The sequence below is a fragment of the Mycobacterium sp. genome, assembly GCF_035499775.1.
Classification (GTDB): domain Bacteria; phylum Actinomycetota; class Actinomycetes; order Mycobacteriales; family Mycobacteriaceae; genus Mycobacterium.
In genome coordinates this window covers 1-16,943 of the sequence record NZ_DATJYB010000077.1, presented here as the reverse complement: position 1 = coordinate 16,943, position 16,943 = coordinate 1, and the positions used below count along the sequence as shown (strand labels likewise).

Annotated in this window: 15 protein-coding genes and 1 pseudogene; 8 read left to right on the top strand and 8 right to left on the bottom strand. The window is 65.5% G+C overall.

What is annotated here, in order from left to right:
* The first annotated feature begins 24 nt into the window (after positions 1 to 24).
* On the top strand, positions 25 to 975 hold the full coding sequence (locus VML93_RS04740; protein WP_325608192.1) for an SDR family NAD(P)-dependent oxidoreductase: 951 nt from the start codon (positions 25 to 27) through the stop codon (positions 973 to 975).
* A 123-nt stretch (positions 976 to 1,098) separates the two neighbouring features.
* Here VML93_RS04740 and VML93_RS04735 read toward each other — a convergent pair whose 3' ends face one another.
* Both VML93_RS04735 and VML93_RS04730 read right to left on the bottom strand, forming a co-directional pair.
* Positions 1,099 to 2,571, bottom strand: coding sequence for a peptidase (locus VML93_RS04735; protein WP_325608190.1), 1,473 nt, complete (start codon positions 2,569 to 2,571; stop codon positions 1,099 to 1,101).
* Between the two features lie 194 nt (positions 2,572 to 2,765).
* Positions 2,766 to 3,707: a zinc-binding dehydrogenase gene (locus tag VML93_RS04730; protein WP_325608188.1), complete on the bottom strand. Its 942-nt coding sequence runs from the start codon at positions 3,705 to 3,707 to the stop codon at positions 2,766 to 2,768.
* Between the two features lie 145 nt (positions 3,708 to 3,852).
* Here VML93_RS04730 and VML93_RS04725 point away from each other — a divergent pair, with 145 nt between their 5' ends.
* The gene (locus VML93_RS04725; RefSeq protein WP_325608186.1) at positions 3,853 to 4,866 is read left to right on the top strand and encodes a ketopantoate reductase family protein; all 1,014 of its coding nucleotides are present in this window, start codon (positions 3,853 to 3,855) and stop codon (positions 4,864 to 4,866) included.
* On the opposite strand, the gene VML93_RS04720 is transcribed toward VML93_RS04725, so the two are convergent.
* On the bottom strand, positions 4,861 to 5,481 hold the full coding sequence (locus VML93_RS04720; protein ID WP_325608184.1) for a TIGR03085 family metal-binding protein: 621 nt from the start codon (positions 5,479 to 5,481) through the stop codon (positions 4,861 to 4,863). The genes VML93_RS04725 and VML93_RS04720 overlap by 6 nt on opposite strands.
* Positions 5,482 to 5,622: 141 nt before the next feature.
* Here VML93_RS04720 and VML93_RS04715 point away from each other — a divergent pair, with 141 nt between their 5' ends.
* Complete coding sequence (locus tag VML93_RS04715; RefSeq protein WP_325608182.1) at positions 5,623 to 6,372, top strand: hypothetical protein; 750 nt, start codon at positions 5,623 to 5,625, stop codon at positions 6,370 to 6,372.
* Here the strand turns inward: VML93_RS04715 and VML93_RS04710 are convergent, their stop codons facing one another.
* Positions 6,373 to 7,149 carry a hypothetical protein gene (locus VML93_RS04710; protein WP_414686279.1) on the bottom strand — a complete coding sequence of 259 codons (777 nt, stop codon included), beginning with the start codon at positions 7,147 to 7,149 and terminating at the stop codon, positions 6,373 to 6,375. It lies immediately after the preceding gene.
* Positions 7,150 to 7,401: 252 nt separating this feature from the next.
* On the opposite strand from VML93_RS04710, the gene VML93_RS04705 reads away from it, so the two are divergent.
* Both VML93_RS04705 and VML93_RS04700 read left to right on the top strand, forming a co-directional pair.
* Positions 7,402 to 8,265 (top strand): NAD(P)-dependent oxidoreductase, encoded by an 864-nt coding sequence (locus VML93_RS04705; RefSeq protein WP_325608177.1) that lies wholly within the window; start codon positions 7,402 to 7,404, stop codon positions 8,263 to 8,265.
* Positions 8,266 to 8,282: 17 nt separating this feature from the next.
* A complete protein-coding gene (locus tag VML93_RS04700; protein WP_325608175.1) occupies positions 8,283 to 8,645 on the top strand; it encodes an EthD domain-containing protein in 363 nt (120 codons plus the stop codon).
* 16 nt (positions 8,646 to 8,661) lie between these two features.
* Here VML93_RS04700 and VML93_RS04695 read toward each other — a convergent pair whose 3' ends face one another.
* From VML93_RS04695 to VML93_RS04680, 4 genes are all read right to left on the bottom strand, one after another.
* Positions 8,662 to 10,482 (bottom strand): acyl-CoA dehydrogenase, encoded by a 1,821-nt coding sequence (locus tag VML93_RS04695; RefSeq protein ID WP_325608173.1) that lies wholly within the window; start codon positions 10,480 to 10,482, stop codon positions 8,662 to 8,664.
* 238 nt (positions 10,483 to 10,720) lie between these two features.
* Positions 10,721 to 11,947 (bottom strand): MFS transporter, encoded by a 1,227-nt coding sequence (locus tag VML93_RS04690; RefSeq protein ID WP_325608171.1) that lies wholly within the window; start codon positions 11,945 to 11,947, stop codon positions 10,721 to 10,723.
* Positions 11,948 to 12,034: 87 nt separating this feature from the next.
* Positions 12,035 to 12,844: an enoyl-CoA hydratase-related protein gene (locus VML93_RS04685; RefSeq protein ID WP_325608169.1), complete on the bottom strand. Its 810-nt coding sequence runs from the start codon at positions 12,842 to 12,844 to the stop codon at positions 12,035 to 12,037.
* A 46-nt stretch (positions 12,845 to 12,890) separates the two neighbouring features.
* The gene (locus VML93_RS04680) at positions 12,891 to 13,739 is read right to left on the bottom strand and encodes an SDR family oxidoreductase (protein WP_325608167.1); all 849 of its coding nucleotides are present in this window, start codon (positions 13,737 to 13,739) and stop codon (positions 12,891 to 12,893) included.
* 803 nt (positions 13,740 to 14,542) lie between these two features.
* Between VML93_RS04680 and VML93_RS04675 the strand changes: the two genes are divergently transcribed.
* The 3 genes and pseudogenes from VML93_RS04675 to VML93_RS04665 all read left to right on the top strand — a co-directional run.
* A complete protein-coding gene (locus VML93_RS04675; RefSeq protein ID WP_325608165.1) occupies positions 14,543 to 15,580 on the top strand; it encodes a sulfate ABC transporter substrate-binding protein in 1,038 nt (345 codons plus the stop codon).
* Positions 15,577 to 16,461: a sulfate ABC transporter permease subunit CysT gene (gene cysT / locus VML93_RS04670; RefSeq protein WP_325608163.1), complete on the top strand. Its 885-nt coding sequence runs from the start codon at positions 15,577 to 15,579 to the stop codon at positions 16,459 to 16,461. Before VML93_RS04675 ends, cysT begins: the two co-directional genes overlap by 4 nt.
* A pseudogene (locus VML93_RS04665) lies at positions 16,458 to 16,943 on the top strand (sulfate ABC transporter); the annotation flags it as partial. The gene cysT and the pseudogene VML93_RS04665, both read left to right, overlap by 4 nt.

The following is a 16,943-nucleotide window of genomic DNA, read 5'->3' as shown; positions in this document are numbered from 1 at the left end:
CTGACCTGCTTGAAGGAGTTCGCCATGCCGGCAACCACTTACGGGCCGACCACCACAGCGGCCGAGATCGTTCAGAACGTGGATCTGCACGGGCGACGTGTGATTGTCACCGGCGCCAGTTCGGGGATCGGCGTCGAAACAGCGCGGGCGCTGGCATCGACGGGCGCTGACGTCACACTGGCGGTGCGCAATCCTGAGGCAGGCAGGAAGGTCGCGAGCGCGATCGCCGAAAAGCTGCCGCCGGGGGCGCCGGAACCGCAAGTCGCCCGACTCGACCTTGCTGACCCGGCCTCGGTGGCAGACTTCGTGCGCAGCTGGACTGGGCCGTTGCACATCCTGGTCAACAATGCCGGCGTGATGGCGCTACCCGAGCTGAGCCGCACGCCGGCCGGGTACGAAATGCAGTTCGCCACCAACCATCTCGGCCACTTCGCGCTGGCCACCGGACTGCACTCCTGGCTGGCCGCCGCCGGTGGCGCCCGCGTGGTGTCGGTCGCGTCGATCGGTCACCTGTTCTCCCCGGTGGTATTCGACGACCTGCACTACCTATTCCGCCCCTACGACCAGTGGACGTCCTACGGTCAGTCCAAATCAGCCAACGTGCTGTTCGCCGTCGGCGCCGCGCAACGCTGGGCCGACGACGGGGTCGTCGCCAACGCGCTGATGCCCGGAAACATTGCCACCACCGCGCTCGCCCGGCACATGAGTGCCGACGACCTTGCCCAGTTGGGCGAAACGACGGATTTGGCGCTGCCTCCCGTGAAGACGATCGAGCAGGGCGCCGCCACCTCGGTCCTGCTGGCTGCCAGTCCCGACGTGGAAGGGGTCACCGGTCGCTATTACGAAGACTGCGCCGAGGCAGCGGAGGTCAGCGAGCGGGGCACCCACACCGGCGGCGTTGCGCCCTATGCGCTTGATCCGGACAACGCCGACCGACTCTGGGAGATCTCCGCTGAGCTGACCCGAGACGCCTGACGAAGTGGTCTGATTCTTCTTGTAGTCAGCACGTTTCAGCCACCAGTCGCCCGACGACGTTGCAGCGCACTGTAATCAGGGTCTGGACCGACTGGCCCGCGTAGGAGCATTAACCGCTCCCGGCTATGCCGGGTACCGCGAATAGCACGCGTCCATGCTGCCGGTCACGCCGGCGCGGAACGCCGCTATCCGGGTGAAACCGGCCGGCACGACGGTACCGTCAGCGTCGCTGCCGACCAGCCTGTTGGTGAGCAGCCCGGAAACGGCTTCGTCCAGGTCACCGGCGGTGATCATCAGCTGTTTGCGGTCGGGGGTGTCGATGGGTTCGGCCATCTTGCGGTGCGTATAGCCGGTCAAACACGCCGTCCGCAGCGCGGTCCATGGGCTCTGCATCGGTAGGCCGCGTTCGTGCTGCACCGCCAGAACGTATCTCGACATCACAATCGAGATGGCGGTGTCGTCGCCTTGCGGCAGCAGGTGTTGCTTCCTGCCGCCGACCTTCGCCAGCTCCTGCAGCTTGGGCAGGTCGACCGTGATGGTGTTGGTGGCCGGACAATACGATGCCGGCGGGCTGGCCTTCGCATCGCGGCAGTCGGACGCCTGGTAGGACAACGTTGGCCGATTCTTGGGGTTGAAGATCTTTGCCATGACCTCCATCAGTGTCGACAAGGTGTCTTCGTTGACCAGGACCTCACCGGTCTCCGCGGTCCCGGTGTTGGGGTCGGTCCGCAAGATCTTCGGCAGGTCACCGCGGCGCTGCTCAATTTCCGTCTTGTTGATCGCCGCGCACGCCGACGCGCCGGTGATAAAGCCCATCTGGACGGCGCTGACCCGATCCAAGGCCGACCCATGCTCGTCGTCGATTGGCTTATCCTCGACCGGGTCGCTCGAGGAGATCCGCCCGGCGAGCGCGTGGTCGAGCCCATTGCCGGTGCTCAGCGTGAAGCGTTTCGACTTCCCTGCGGCCACCCAATACAGAAAAACGCCTGCGAAACAATCGGCTTGCTGCTCGTAGACGAGGGTCGGGTCGTCATTGGTGACCAGTTTCGCCATCCGCTGCAGGGCGTGGCCGAACTCGTGGGCGAGCACCCCGGTGACGGCTATGTCGCCGAAATACTTTTGCCCGGTCGGGAGATACACCCTGCGATCCCAGGCGATCAAGTTGCAACGACTGCTGAAGAAGGCGTTGGGGCCCATATTGTAGGTGTCCGACCCGCAAACGGTCCCGTTGCGATCTTCGGAATCGTAGGACGCCAGTCTGCCGACCGGCTTGAAGGTGCCGTTCAGGGATTGGCTGTAGGCCCCCTCCCAATACTCTTGGATGTCGTTAAACGACAGCAACGCCAGCTTGTCGATGGCGCCGTTGTCGGTGTGTTCGACCGTGCCCGTCGGAGCCGGCGCGTTCGGGCGGGGCCCGCTGGGACCGTCGGCCGCGGGCAAATCCGCTACTCGGAACGGGTCGTTGAGCGCCGACAACGAACGCCCCTCCACGACTTTCGCGCACCCCGCCGCGACAAGTACCGCCACGGCACAGGCGATCGCCCTGCGTGCGCGACTACCCTGCAACTGCCGTTGATAGCGGGCGCGGTTATTCATGGCCAACCTCATCTCGACCGGCCTGCTTGGCAGCAGCAAAGGGAACTCAACCTACATCTTCAACTAGCCGGCTCGCCAGCGCATGCATTTCGCTAACGTTCGGACCTGGGTCCTGCCGGCTGCCAGTCCTGATGTGGGCGGGGTCGTCGGCCGCTGACACCGGCGGGGTTGCGCGGCCTGATTCTTGTTGTCAGTCAAAAGGTTTCGGTCACCAGTCGCCCGACGACATCGCCCCTGTTGAGTCGTTCGATGGCATCAGGTATGCCGTCGAAGGTGATGGTTTCGGTCTGGATGGTCAGCTCACCTGCGGACATAAGGGCCAGGACCGCCTCGAGGGCGCCGGGATGGCCGCCACGGGCGCCGCTCAGCGTTACCTCTTTGATGACCAGTTCGGCGGTGGGGATGGTTGCCTCGTTGCGTCCGAGTCCGACTTGGATCACGCGACCGTTGTCCCGGACGGCGCTGATGGCCCCGGCGGTGGTGGTCCCGAACCCGGCGAAGTCCACGATGACGTCGAGTTGCAGGGGGGTCAATTGGCGGACGTCTTCGACGATCTCGATGACACCGCGTTGTTTGGCCAGGTCCCACACCTCCTGTTTCGGCTCGGCGGCGTACACCTCGGCGCCTGCCAGCACGGCGATGCGTGCACCCGTCAAGCCCAATCCGCCCAGACCGACGATTCCGACCCGTTCGCCGGGCCGCACCGCTCCGACGCCCATCACCGCGCCGTAGGCGGTTTCGCCCGCGTCGCTGGCCGTGGCAGCTTGGGCGAAACCGATCTGGTCGGGAAGTCTGATGAGTGCGCCGGCGGCGACGAGGCACTTGTCGGCAAACCCGCCGTCAGTCGACCAGCCCGGTGCTGCTGCGGGACCCAGTTCGATCACGACGCGTTCGCCGACCCGGAAGTCGGCCACCTCGGCGCCGATCGCCGACACGACGCCTGCCACTTCATGGCCGGGGATGATCGGCAGTTTGGGCAGCATGTCCGTGAGTGTGCCGTCGAGGAGTCCGACGTCGGTGTGGCAGAGTCCCGCGGCGCGGACGTCGACGACGACTTGACCGGATCCCGGTTGCGGATCGTCGCATTCGACGCGTTGCAACGGCTGGTTGGCGCCGACTAACTGCCACGCTTTCACGGCCTGCTCCTCGGTGATCGCCCATGACCCGCTTCGCAGGTTACGCGCGACGAGGTCTGGAGACGTAACCTCGCGGGCGGGTTTGAAATCGATCGAAAGGGCGACGTTGGAAACGGCAATATCCCCTCGAGGCGAACACCGGTACGTGATCATCGGCGCCGGTGCTATCGGCGGAACCGTGGGCACTGTGCTGACGAGGGCCGGTATAACCACGGTGCTGGTTGCACGGGGGCGCCACGCCGAGGTCCTGGCGGCGGCGGGCATGACGTTGAGAACGCCCGACGGCACCTTCCGCACCCAGGTGACCACCGCGTCGGCGACCGAGCAGGTCCGGTTGACCCCGCGCGACGTGCTGGTGTTCGCGACCAAGACGCAGCAACTCGATGCGGCACTGCAGGAATGGGTCGATCAGCCGGTGCACGGCGCGGACGGCGTCGTCGGGACGGCGGGTGAGCTGTTGCCGGCGATGACCGCCCTCAATGGTGTTGCCGCAGAGGAGAAAGCGCTGCGCTATTTCCGCCGGGTCTTCGGTGTCTGCGTCTGGTTGCCCGCGGTGCACCTCGAACCCGGTGAGGTGATCGTGCGATCGTGGCCGGTGATCGGCCAGTTTCACATCGGGCGGTGGCCCGCGTCGATCAGCACGCAGGCCGACGCTGAGCTGCTGGCGGAGGTGGCCGCGACGTGGAGCGCCGCGGGGATCCGGGTGCGTACTCCGGACGACGTCGCGCCCTGGAAGTACAACAAGTTACTGAGCAACCTCGGCAATGCCGTCGGCGCCCTGACCGCCGATCCGGCAGCCGCGCGCGAGGTGGTGGCCGCCCTGCACAGTGAGGGCGAAAAGGTGCTGCGCCAGGCGGGAATCGACTTCGTCCCCTTCGAGACATCCACGGCGGCGCGGGCCGACGGACCGACCATACGTCCGGTACCCGGATGGAATACCGGACCGAGCAACTCCACCTGGCAGTCGTTGAGCCGCAACACCGGCAACGTGGAGACCGATTTCCTCAACGGGGAGGTCGTCCGGCTCGCCCACCGGCACGGCATCGAAGCACCGATCAATGCGGCGTTGGCGCGCGCAGCACGTGCGGCGGTGGTGAACGGCGTTGGGCCGGGCCGGTATTCGGCCGCACAGCTGGCAGAACTGCTGGGGCTCCTATAGACCCTTGGGTGCGTCGCGGACTGACTGTACCGCCGCCGCATCGCCGGCGAACTCGACCTGGGCCTGTCGTCCCATGGAGAACAGCAGCAGTTCCTGGGGCTCACCGGTCACTGTCACGGCCGGACCGCGGCCGACGGTCAGCAAGGTCTTGCCGTCGGTGCTGCGCAACGCCACCCGGGCCGGGACCTTGGCCAATGTCATCCGGCCCATCAGCGGCAGGGTGCGGCGCAGCATGCTGACCAGAGCGGGTTCGAGCACGCGCGGCTGCCAGCCCGGCTGCGCGCGGCGCACGTCCTCGTGGTGGATGAAGTATTCGGCGACATTGGCGACGGGGTCGACCAGTTTGAGCGGCGAGTAGAGCGGCGGACCGGATGCGATCTTGTCCAGCAACACATTCCAGTCGGTGTGCTCGGCCACGTCGTGCTGCACCTTGGCGGTGCGACCCGCCAAGAACGGGATGAGGATGCCGGGCGCCGCGTCGGGGCGACGCTCCCGGATCACCAGGTGAGCGGCCAAGTCGCGGGTGCTCCATCCTTCGCACAGGGTGGGCGCGTCCGGCCCGATACTGCGCAGGGTGTCCACGACGGCGGCCCGTTCACGTTGAGCAATCGACATTTGATTTCCGTTCAGTTCAGGGCTCGTCGGCTGACCCGTTCAGCCTACGGCCCGGCCCGGTTGGCATCAGCTTCCCCGATGGTGCTTCGGAGAACTACGGTCGGGAGACGGGCGGCAACTACCCGCCCGGGGGAGACAACGATGATCGAGGTCCGACCGCAGGCGATCAAGGCGCTGTCGGTCTGTCTGGTGCTGGCTGGGCTGGTTTTCACCGGGTGCGCCAGTGGCCGCACCGGTCCGCACGCGGCTTCGTCCGCATCGAGTCCGCCCTCGTCTGCGCCGGCGGGAGCCAGTGGAGCCGGGCCTGAAAAGCTGCTCGGCGAGGTCCAGCGCGAGTTGTCGGCGATGAAGGAGACGCACTACCAGCACACCACCTCGGTCGACGAGGCCGTCGGGAAGTTCTTCTACGACTGTTCGGGAATGGTCGATTACGCGTTGGGCCGAGTGCTGCCCGACGACGCGAAGGCATTGCCGACGAGTACCTCGAAGCGTCCGCTGGCCGGCGACATCGAGCGTTACCTGCACAGCGCGGTGGGCCAATCTGTCCCCGGCTGGCAGGGGCTGACTCGTGTCGACAACCTCGCGCCCGGGGACCTCATCGCCTGGCAGGCGACCGAGGACTCCACCACCGGGGACACCGGACACGTGATGGTGGTGCTGGCCGCCCCGAAACCTAATTCGGCACGCAATAGCGAGTGGCTGGCGCAGGTGGCGGATTCGACGGTGAGCCCCCATGCCCTCGATACCCGCCACAAAGGCGAGACGGGCCTGGGCACCGGAACGATCGGGCTGGTCGTCGACGCCAACGGCGCACCCACCGCTTTCTATTGGCAGGGTGGGGTTTCCAAGCACGACATACCCACCGAGATCGCACTCGGCCGGCCCCTTTGATTAAACGTTGCCGAAGCCTGCGTAGCTGCGGATGAGTGGTAGCGAGGCCGCGGAGGCGAACCCGGGTGGCGCCTCACACACCGCCGGTACCGCGTTGAGGGCCTGCATCGCGGTGGCCACGCTGGCGGAGCGAACGTGCTCTTCGAGCGTGGCCGCCCGGGTGAAGCTTGTGGTGATTTCGTCGATGTCGGCGCGCAGCGCATCGGCCAGGAACCAAACCTGTTCCACGAACAATGCGCTGGTGAACGCCAAGGATCTAGTGGCGGTCGGGCTGATGGCGTCCACAGGCTGACCGAAGCCCATGTTGTCGAACGTGATCGACGTGCTCTCATACACCGACCAGTCGGCACGCTCCTGCAGGGTGATCTTGTCGACCGTGCGGCTCATGCCGGTCAACGCCAACGGCAACACCGCGGACAGATTGCCCGGATTGATGCCTGTGCCATGCACGCTGGTGCCGCCTTGTCTGCACGCGGCGGCCAACCGGTCACGGTCGGCCGCGTCAATTCGCTTCGGGTGGAACAGAAAAGCGGTTGTGACGACATTCTTGCCACTGGCCAGCAGGGCGCAGACATCCGCGATGCTGGGATCGCGGGGGGTGTAGAGCACGCAGTCGGCCTCGACTTCGAGCACGGCCGCCGGGTCGATGGTCGCACGAACACCGACGGGATCGCGTCCCAGCAGCGTGCCGACGTCCGCTCCGTCTTTGTCGTCGGAATACACTCGCACACCGACCAATTCGAGATCAGGTCGATGGTCGAGAATGGCCGCGAGCATTACCTTGCCGACTGAGCCGGTGCCCCACTGGATGACTCGGTAGGGCCGTTGTCGGCTACTCATACACCACCTCCTGTTTCGGGCCTACCGACGCTACAAGCAAAGGTATTCGTCTGTCTAGACGCATATCTACTTCTGTGGGATGCTGCTTCGGTACTCAATCCGCAGGTCATGGCGCTTTGTGGCGGTCACCGGGTCGCCGACCGGCCGGATAGTGAATCAATCTCGGAGTAAATAGATTTAGGGAGTTTCGTGGCTGAGAATTCGAGCGATGTTGAGGCCGACGCACTGCGCGCGGGGATTGTCGGACTGGGCGCGATCGGCGGTGGCGTGGCCGTAAGCATGGTTCGCCGGGGTCGCCTGCCCAGCGTCTTCGATGTGCGGCCCGACGCCGCCGACGGCCTGGACGGAGTGCCGGCGCCCCAACACAGCCCTGGCGACGTGGCGCGCGACAGTGATGTCGTTCTGGTCGCGGTAGTCAACGCGGCGCAAGCCCGCGATGTCCTCGCCGGCCCCGACGGGATCTTGGCCGCATCACGTCCGGGGCTGATCGTCGTTCTGCTGTCGACGGTGTCGTTGGAAGACGTTCGCGAACTTGCCGAATTGTGTGCCGCTGGCGGAGCGACCCTGTTGGACTGCGGAGTGACACGCGGTGACGAGGCGGCCAAACACGGAATCGTGGCGATGATCGGCGGTCCCGATGATGCTGTCGCCAAAGCGTGGCCGGTGCTCGAGGATTTCGCCAGAGCGGTGGTGCACTGCGGACCGCTCGGGGCGGGAATGACCGTGAAGATCGCCCGCAATCTAATCACTTACGGGGTTTGGGCTGTGGTCGATGAGGCGGCCAATCTGGCACGGGCCAATAATGTCTCGCTGCAGACGTTGCTGGAGGTACTCGAGGCGGCAGACAGCGACGCGGGACCGCAGACTTTGCGGCTGCTGAAAGTCCGTGCGGCAGGAATCAAGGTTCCACCCGACTACGCCGAGCAGGTGGAGATGCTCGCCGGAAAAGATCTCGACGCCGCGGCAAGCCTCGGCCAAGAACTCGGCGTGTCAACACCCCTGGCCTTGGCCGTCAAGCCCCTGATGAGAGATGTGTACACCGGACACCGGTGAACCGCGGGAGGAACCCAATGCTGAAGATCGTGTTCTGTTGTCGCAGAAAGGCCGATTTATCCGTCGAGGAATTCCAGCGTTATTGGCTCGAGCAGCACGGCCCGTTGGTCAGGTCGCTGCGGGAAGCGTTGCCGGCGATGACCCGCTACGTGCAGAGCCACACCCTGGCGGGTTCCGACACCGACAGGCTGCGGGCCAGCCGCGGCACGTCCGAGCCGTTTGACGGCGTGGCCGAGATTTGGATGGACAACACGGTGAAGGCCGAAGATGCCGCGGCCGCGCGAGCGGCGATGGCTCGACTTATCGAGGATGAGATGCGATTCCTCGACCTGCCGCGGTCGGTGATTTTCATGACCGAGGAGCACGTCCTCTTCGAGTGACGGCGCCCGTGCCGGGTCAGAAGGCGTCGTCGCCCACGTCCATCAAGTCGGTGTCGACGTTCTCGACGACGGCGCGGGTGGCAGAGATCGCCGGCAGCATGGTCTTGGCGAAGAACGAGGCCGCGGCCAACTTGCCCCGGTAGAACGCGTCGTCGGAACCGGCATCGATCGCGGCGGCGGCGATGTCGGCCTGCACCAGCAGCCGCCACGCGATGAGCAGATCGCCGACGGCGTGCAGGAACGCCACGGACACCAGCCCGACCTTGTACAGCTCGGTGGGATTGTCGGCGGCGGCAAGCAGATACGTGGTGAGCGTGCCGGTCATCGCCTGCACGTCGGACAGGGCGCCCTGCAGGAGTGCGCGCTCCACCTTGAGCCGGTCCCCGGTGAGATTGTCGATGAATGCGGCGATGTTGCCGGCGATGTGCGCCAGGGCGACACCTTGGTCGCGTGCGATCTTGCGGAAGACGAAGTCCAGCGACTGGATCGCGGTGGTGCCTTCATAGAGCGAGTCCACCCGGGCGTCCCGGATGTACTGCTCGATCGGGTAATCCTTCAAATACCCTGACCCGCCGAAGGTTTGCAGGCTTTCGTTGATCCATTGGAAGGACTTCTCGGTGCCGACGCCCTTGATGATCGGCAGCAGCAGATCCTGCACACGCGCCGCCAAATCGGCCTCCACACCGGGCACCAACTCGACCCCGCATTCGTAGGAGTGCGCGGCGGTGTACATATACAGCGCGCGCAGGCCTTCGGCATACGCCTTCTGCAGCATCAGGCTGCGCCGCACGTCCGGGTGGCGCAGGATCGCCACCCGCGGCGCGGACTTGTCGGTGAAGCGGGTCAGATCGGGGCCCTGCACCCGCTGCTTGGCGTAGTCCAGCGCGTGCAGATACGCGGTCGAGAGCGTCCCGCTGGACTTGATGCCGACCATCATCCGCGCGTACTCGATGGCCTTGAACATCTGGGCGATGCCGTTGTGTACGTCGCCCACCAGGTACCCGACCGCGGGGATGTCGGTCGCGCCGAACGTCAACTCGCAGGTCGGAGAGGCTTTCAGGCCCATCTTCTCTTCCAGCCCAGTCGCGAACACCCCGTTGCGCTCCCGCAGGTCCAGCGTGTCCGGGTCGAACAGGTACTTCGGGACGTAGAACAGGCTCAGTCCCTTCGTGCCGGGTCCGGCCCCCTCCGGGCGCGCCAGTACCAGGTGGAACTGGTTCTCCGCGGTGTCACCGACGTCGCCGCCCGAGATGAACCGCTTCACCCCCGCTATGTGGAAGGTGCCATCTGGTTGCGGGATCGCCTTGGTGCGACCCGCGCCGACGTCGGAACCCGCGTCGGGCTCGGTCAGCGCCATCGTGCCCATCCAGCCTCGGTCCAAACCGATTCGCGCCCAGCGCTTTTGCTGTTCAGTGCCGACCAGCGCAAGCACCTGTGACATGACCGGGGTGGTGTACCACTGCGTGGCCGGGTTCGCGCAGGCCATCATCTCGTTGACCGCCCAGGTCAGCGGGGCCGGCGCCGGCACGCCACCGATCACCTCGGACATCCCGATCCGTAGCCAACCGGCTTCCTTCAGCGCCTCGACCGACCGCCGCACCGAATCCGGCACCGTGATGGTGTGCTCGGCCGGTAGAAACCGTGGTGGATTGCGGTCGCCGTCGACGAACGACTCTGCGATCGGGCCCTCGGAGAGCCGCGCCACCTCGCGGAGAATCTCCCGCACCGTCGCGGTGTCCAGATCACCGTAGGCGCCCGAATCGAGAATGGTGTCGAGGCCGAGAACCTCGAACAGGTTGAACTCCAGGTCACGCACATTCGACCGGTAATGGCCCATCGCCGTCCCTCCGCGCAGTAAGAAAATGGCGCATTCATGCCCCCGTCGGAGGCGCCGTGCCCAAGGATCCTTCCGTACCGAGGCCGACCGACGCCGAGGTTTTCGCGAATCGCCGGACACCGCGACCTACTGCCGCCCCGCGAGCGGCCGCAAATGTACGGGGGTAACGGCGTGTCGCTGTACAAATACGCGCGCTCGCGCCCGTCAGGGCCAACCGGTCAGGCAGGACGGGTGGGACTCAGCTCTGCCGGTGGCGATCCCGGCGCAATCGCACCGCGCGGCCCACACCAGTCGCCGTCGCCAGCACTGCCATCACGGCGAGGATGATTGCCGCGTGCCGCACTGACCCGACGGCGGTCAACAGCAGCGGCAGGCCGAAGCCGATGTAGGTCACCGCGTAGAACGCTCCGGTGAGGGCACCGCGGATGTGTTGCGGCGCTGCGGCTTCCAGATCGATCAAGCCCTCGCGCAGACACAGGCCCGACGCGCATCCCAGCACCACCAGCAGCGGCAGGCCCAGGCTCAGGGTCATGGTCGACGGCGCTGCCGCGGTCACCGCATAACCGAGACCAGCCAGCAGGGCACCCAGCGTGCCGGCTTGCGGCCCCCACCGACGAGCGCGGGCCACTATTTGAATGACCCCGCTGGCGCCGTTGGCGATCAGCGTGGCTGTCCCAGCGGCTATCGGCGCCGCCAGCCCGATGTGTATCCGGGTTGGGATCGTGACGAACGCCAGTGTCGCCGATGCGAACACCCACGGCGCCAGCGGCATGGCCCAACTCAATGCCCGCACGCTTCCATGCCGCGGCGGGGTCGGCCGCTTCGAGCTACCCACTGGTGGCGGCCCGGTCACCGTCGCACGCCGCGCCGCCATCACGGCGAAGGCCGTCGCCACCACGACAATCACGGCAGCGATCGCGAAGGACGCTCGAATTCCGGGTGGTCCGGCTGCGGCGATAAAGCCCGAAACGAATGGGCCGATCGCAAAGCCTGCGGTCAGCACCGCTCCGGCGATGGCCGCGCCGGCGGGGCCGTTCAGGTCGGAGGCCCACGCGGTGCAGGAACTGATGGCAAACCCCACACCGACGCCTACGATCAGACGCCCTACCAGCAGCACAGCGGAATCCTGCGAGAGCAGCATCGCCACCGTTCCCAGCAGTGCCATCGCCGATCCCGCCCACGCCACGGACCGGCGCCCCAGCGCGTCGGATGCGCGCCCGCCGATGAGCAGGCCGGGTAGCAGGCCCAGCGCATAGATACCGAAGATCGCTTCCAGCGTGGCCGCGCCGAGATGCCGCTGGCCGCTGATCGCGGGAAGCAACGCGGCGAAATGGTTGGCCGCCCACCCGGCCGCCAGCAGGACGGCCAACACGCCGCTGAACAGCGCCCGGTTCGCACCGGACCCTGAGCGTCGCGCGCCCCGCTCATCGCGGCCGGCCTGGGTTACTACATTCGGCCCAGCCACTGAAGTCCCTCCCACGTCGCGTACACAGACGATGCCGCCCGTAAGTTATTCCCGGTCATTCCCGCGCTGCCGTGGAAAAGGAACGAACTATTCGCCGGTGAAGTTCGGGCTGCGCTTCTCCAGGAATGCGCGGGGCCCCTCTTTGGCGTCTTTGGAGTTCATCACCGCCATGCCGAGTTCCTGCTCCCGCGGGAAGGCCTCGGCTTCCGTCTTCTCCAAGTTCTCGACCACCGAGGCCTTGATATTCCGAACCGCCAGCGGTCCGTTCGCAGCCAGTATCCCGGCGAGTTCACGGGCTCGCGCCAGCGCACCGCCGTGCGGCGTCACATGGCCGACCAGCCCGATGTCGTACGCGCGCTGTCCGGAGATGGGCTCACCGAGGAGCAGCATGTCCATCGCAACCGTGTAGGGGATCTGCCGAGGCAGCCGAACGGTGGATGCGCTCATCGGGAAGAGGCCGCGCTTGACCTCGGCGACAGCCAACTGAGCATCTTCGGCGGCGACGCGAATATCGAAGGCCTGCAGTATCTCCATGCCGCCGGCATAGCAATAGCCCTCGACCGCGGCCACGATCGGCTTCTTGACGTAGTGGTCCTTGAGAAAGCCCTTGTACAGCAACGAGAAATCTTGACGCACCCGCTCCTCGAACTCATTCTCCGCGGGCTTGCCGGCGATCATGGCGCCGACGAGTTGATCCAGATCGGCTCCGGCGGAGAAGTTCCCATCCGCGCCCGTCAGGATTGCGACCCTCAGTTCCGGATCGCCGTCGAGCAGGTCCCAGGCGTCACTGAGTCGGCATAGCACTTCGGCGTTGAAGGCGTTGCGCTTGGCCGGGCGGTTGATGGTGAGGGTGAGGATGTGCTGGTCGCGGTGGACATGCACGGCGGGTTCTGGCACGCCTAGGGTCTAACACGGCGAATCAAGATCGGGCAACACTCGTTGGTCACATCGGAATGCCCAGCCGCTCGGCGCCGGATCGGCCCAGGCGATAGAGCGGCGTCAGCAAATCCTCGTAGCGCGGACCGATCAGTCGGGGAACGGCATCGATGAGTCTGGCATCGGGACCGATCAGCACCCGCGGCTTGTTCTTCTCCACCCCACGCAAGATGATCCGGGCCGCCGAGTCCGGACGCGTGATGGCGATGAGGCGGAATCCCTTGCGGATCAGCTCGACGTCGACCTCCTCGGGAACGCCGCGCGCGTTGACCGCAATGTTCGTCTTGACACCTCCCGGATGCACACAGGTGACGCCGACCGGGTGCCGGGCAGCCCGAAGCTCCTGGCGCAGCGCCTCGGTAAAACCTCGAACGGCGAACTTCGCCGCGTTATACGCACTTTGCGAGGGGACCGCCATCAGCCCGAAAACCGATGACACATTGACGATGTGGCCGTCCCCCGACTCGATGAGATGCGGCAGAAATGCTTTGGTCCCGTGTGCGACACCCCAGAAGTTGATGTTCATGAGCCACTCGAAATCGTCCCACTGCATGTCCACGATGTCGGCGGACAGTGCCACGCCGGCGTTGTTGAAGAGCAGGTTGACGGTTCCGAACTCGGACATGACTTTCTCGGCGTGTGCGTAGACCGCGCCGCGGTCGGCCACATCGAGCTCGAACGGCGACGCGTGAGCGCCGAGCTTTTCGCAGGCACCGGCGGTATCGGCGACAGCGGCGGTATCGACGTCCGAGAGCGCCAGCCGCGCGCCCCGCTCGGCAAGCTTGATGGCCAGGCTGCGGCCGATGCCGGAGCCTGCCCCGGTGATCACCGCAACCTTGTCGAGGAAATCTTTCATAGCTGCTTTCTGCCTTCGCTATCGGGCTAACTGATGGGTGAGCGGACCGCGTCACGGTCGACGCGCTGATTTCCCGGACCCGTCCTCTGTTCGTGCCGAATTGTAAGCGGTGCGCGATGACGGACTATGCGGCGGGAAGCCCGGGAAGCCAGGGTCGCGCCGCCTCGGTGCGGCTTCACCGGGGAAGCCATCCGATGCTTTTTTGTCACCATGACTTTTACGCGGCGCGGGTCACGAGCACGCCTACCGCGAGCGCCCGCGGAGCCACCGGCGAACACGCGAGTCGATTCGTCGGGCGGCGAGGCACCCCGCCGATCTTGGCTCTCGGGTTCGGGGCGCCGCACGGATAGTCGGCCCGGTTCGACCCGTTCTTCGTTCCCTGCGAAGCCGTTGACCTGTGGCTATTCGGTATCCCCCGGTGCCGCCGCCGGTATCGCCGATTTCGGCCGTGTTACGACTGGGATGTTTGCGGACTGCGCCGGGGACCGGCTCGTTCGGCAAAGGGCTGGGGTCGATGTGCCGGACCCGCTGCGCCGACCGGGTGGCCCGGCCGGACCGATGTCCCGGTGGCACGCGACGTCGGTCCCGAGCGGGCTCGTCGTCGCGATGCTGCTGACCAGCTGCGGCGTTAAGCTCCCGCCATGCACACGGCATCCGGTCTCCTGGAGCGCTTTGCCATCGTGCGCTGTTGTCGCTGACCCGCAAGCCCGCGTGCGGCTTGGCCTGGAGTTGGTGAACCCTCCTTAAGCTCCGACCGCCTTTCCGCAGCATCATCACCGAGACCCCGCACCCGAAAGGCCACGATGCTTAGCTACCCGGGCAAGGCACCGCGGCGGCGACTCGCCATCGTGCTCGCCCTGGTTGCCGGCGTCGTGGGGGGTTGTCAGGGAGGAGCCAGCGATGCGTTCGGCGGCCACGGACCCGCCAATGTGAACGAGAGCATCACTCTGGTTGCCTACTCGGTCCCAGAACCCGGGTGGAGCAAGGTGATTCCCGCGTTCAACGCTTCGGAGGAGGGCAAGGGGATCCAGGTGATCACGTCATACGGCGCCTCAGGTGACCAGTCCCGCGGCGTCGTCAAAGGAAAGCCGGCCGATATTGTGAACTTCTCGGTCGAACCCGATATCACCCGGTTGGTCAATGCGGGCAAGGTTGCCAAAGATTGGGCCACCGACGGAACTAAAGGCATTCCATTCGGGTCGGTGGTCACGCTGGTCGTTCGGAAGGGCAACCCGAAGAACATCAGGGATTGGGATGACCTGTTACGCCCCGATATTGAGGTCGTCACACCCAGCCCGCTGAGTTCGGGTTCGGCCAAGTGGAATCTGCTGGCGCCGTACGCGGTCAAGAGCCGGGGTGGGCGGGACAGCCAAGCGGGTGTGGAATTCATCAGCAAGTTGGTTCGCGAACACGTCAAATTGCGGCCCGGCTCGGGGCGGATAGCGACCGACGTCTTCATCGAAGGCAGCGGCGACGTGCTGATCAGCTATGAGAACGAGGCCATTGGTGCTGAGCGGCAAGGCAAGTCGATCGAACACGTCATCCCGTCGCAGACGTTCAAAATCGAAAATCCGGTGGCGGTGGTCACGACGAGCTCAAACCTGGCGGCCGCAACCGCCTTCAAGAACTTCCAGTACACAGCCGCAGCGCAGAAGGTATGGGCACGGGCAGGTTTTCGTCCGGTTGATCCGGCTGTCGCCGCCGACTTCCGGGATCAATTTCCGGTCCCACTGAAATTGTGGACGATTGCCGACCTCGGCGGTTGGAGCAAGGTGGATCCACAGCTTTTCGACAAGAACAGCGGCAGCATCACTCGGATTTACACGCAGGCCACCGGATGACCGAAACCGTTTTGGGCGAAAGCAGCGACGCTGAGGTCCGGCCCCCCTTCACCGATGATCGGCCGAAGCCGACTGCGCGCAAGGCCACCCCGCCGAGTGGCGCGTCGCTTCGGGTCGGCGTGACGACGGTGTGGCTTTCGGTGATCGTGCTGCTACCGGTGGCCGCGATCGCCTGGCAAGCGACGGGTGGCGGCTGGCAGGGTTTCTCGTTGGCTGTCACGTCGCACGCCGCGCTGGAGTCGTTCCGGGTGACGCTGACCATTTCCGCTGCGGTCATGGTCATCAACGTCTTCTGCGGCCTGCTGGTTGCCTGGGTGTTGGGGCGCGCCGACTTCGTCGGCAAGGGCGTGATCGATGCGATCATCGATCTGCCGTTCGCGCTACCGACGATCGTCACCAGCCGGGTGATGTTGTCCCGGTACGGCAAGAACAGCCCGGTGGGTGTACATCTGCAGCACACTCCGCCCGGAGTGGCGATGGCGCTGACGTTCGTCACGCTGCCGTTCGTGGTGCGCTCCGTTCAGCCGGTGCTGATGGAGATCGATCGGGAAGTCGAGGAGGCCGCGGCGGGGCTGGGCGCCAGTGGTCGAAAGATATTCACCTCGATCGTGCTGCCGTCGCTACTGCCGGCGTTGTTGTCCGGTGCGGGAATGGTTTTCGCACGGGCGATCGGCGAATTCGGCTCGGTGATAACAATCGGTGGCGCTGTACCGGGCAAGACTGAAGTCTCGTCGCAGTGGATACGCTCGTTGATCGAGAACGATGACCGCGCCGGGGCTGCCGCCATATCTGTTGTGCTGTTGTCGACTTCGTTCTTCGTGCTGCTCATCCTGCGGACCTTGGGTGGGCGCCGGGTCAAGCGCCAGGAGGCGGCCAGTTGACGACGTCTACTCCGGTGGTTCGTTATCTCACCCGCTACGGGGCATTGGCCTACGTGCTCGTGATGCTGATCGCTCCGGTATCGGTGATCCTATGGCGGACGTTTCGGCCCGGCCTTAGTCAGTTCTACGGGTGGGTGACTACGCCCGCGGCGATATCGGCACTGCATCTGTCGCTGCTGGTGGTGGCCATCGTGGTGCCACTGAATGTGATGTTTGGCGTTTCGACGGCATTGGTGCTCGCGCGCAGCAAGTTTCGAGGAAGAGGCATCCTGCAGGCGATTGTCGACTTGCCGTTCGCGGTCTCGCCGGTCATCGTGGGGGTGGCGATGATCGCGCTGTGGGGGTCGGCGGGTGCGCTGGGGTTTGTGGAGAAAGGCCTCGGTTTCAAGATCATCTACGGCGTGCCAGGCATCGTGCTGGCCACCATCTTCGTCACGATGCCGTTTGTGGTGCGCGAGGTTCAACCCGTGCTGATCGAGCTG

Coding starts and splice junctions, on each gene's coding strand:
- VML93_RS04740 (WP_325608192.1), top strand. CDS start 25: ATGCCGGCAACCACTTACGGGCCGACCACCACAGCGGCCGAGATCGTT.
- VML93_RS04735 (WP_325608190.1), bottom strand. CDS start 2,571: ATGAATAACCGCGCCCGCTATCAACGGCAGTTGCAGGGTAGTCGCGCA.
- VML93_RS04720 (WP_325608184.1), bottom strand. CDS start 5,481: ATGTCGATTGCTCAACGTGAACGGGCCGCCGTCGTGGACACCCTGCGC.
- VML93_RS04715 (WP_325608182.1), top strand. CDS start 5,623: ATGATCGAGGTCCGACCGCAGGCGATCAAGGCGCTGTCGGTCTGTCTG.
- VML93_RS04710 (WP_414686279.1), bottom strand. CDS start 7,149: ATGCTCGCGGCCATTCTCGACCATCGACCTGATCTCGAATTGGTCGGT.
- VML93_RS04700 (WP_325608175.1), top strand. CDS start 8,283: ATGCTGAAGATCGTGTTCTGTTGTCGCAGAAAGGCCGATTTATCCGTC.
- VML93_RS04695 (WP_325608173.1), bottom strand. CDS start 10,482: ATGGGCCATTACCGGTCGAATGTGCGTGACCTGGAGTTCAACCTGTTC.
- VML93_RS04680 (WP_325608167.1), bottom strand. CDS start 13,739: ATGAAAGATTTCCTCGACAAGGTTGCGGTGATCACCGGGGCAGGCTCC.
- VML93_RS04675 (WP_325608165.1), top strand. CDS start 14,543: ATGCTTAGCTACCCGGGCAAGGCACCGCGGCGGCGACTCGCCATCGTG.
- cysT (WP_325608163.1), top strand. CDS start 15,577: ATGACCGAAACCGTTTTGGGCGAAAGCAGCGACGCTGAGGTCCGGCCC.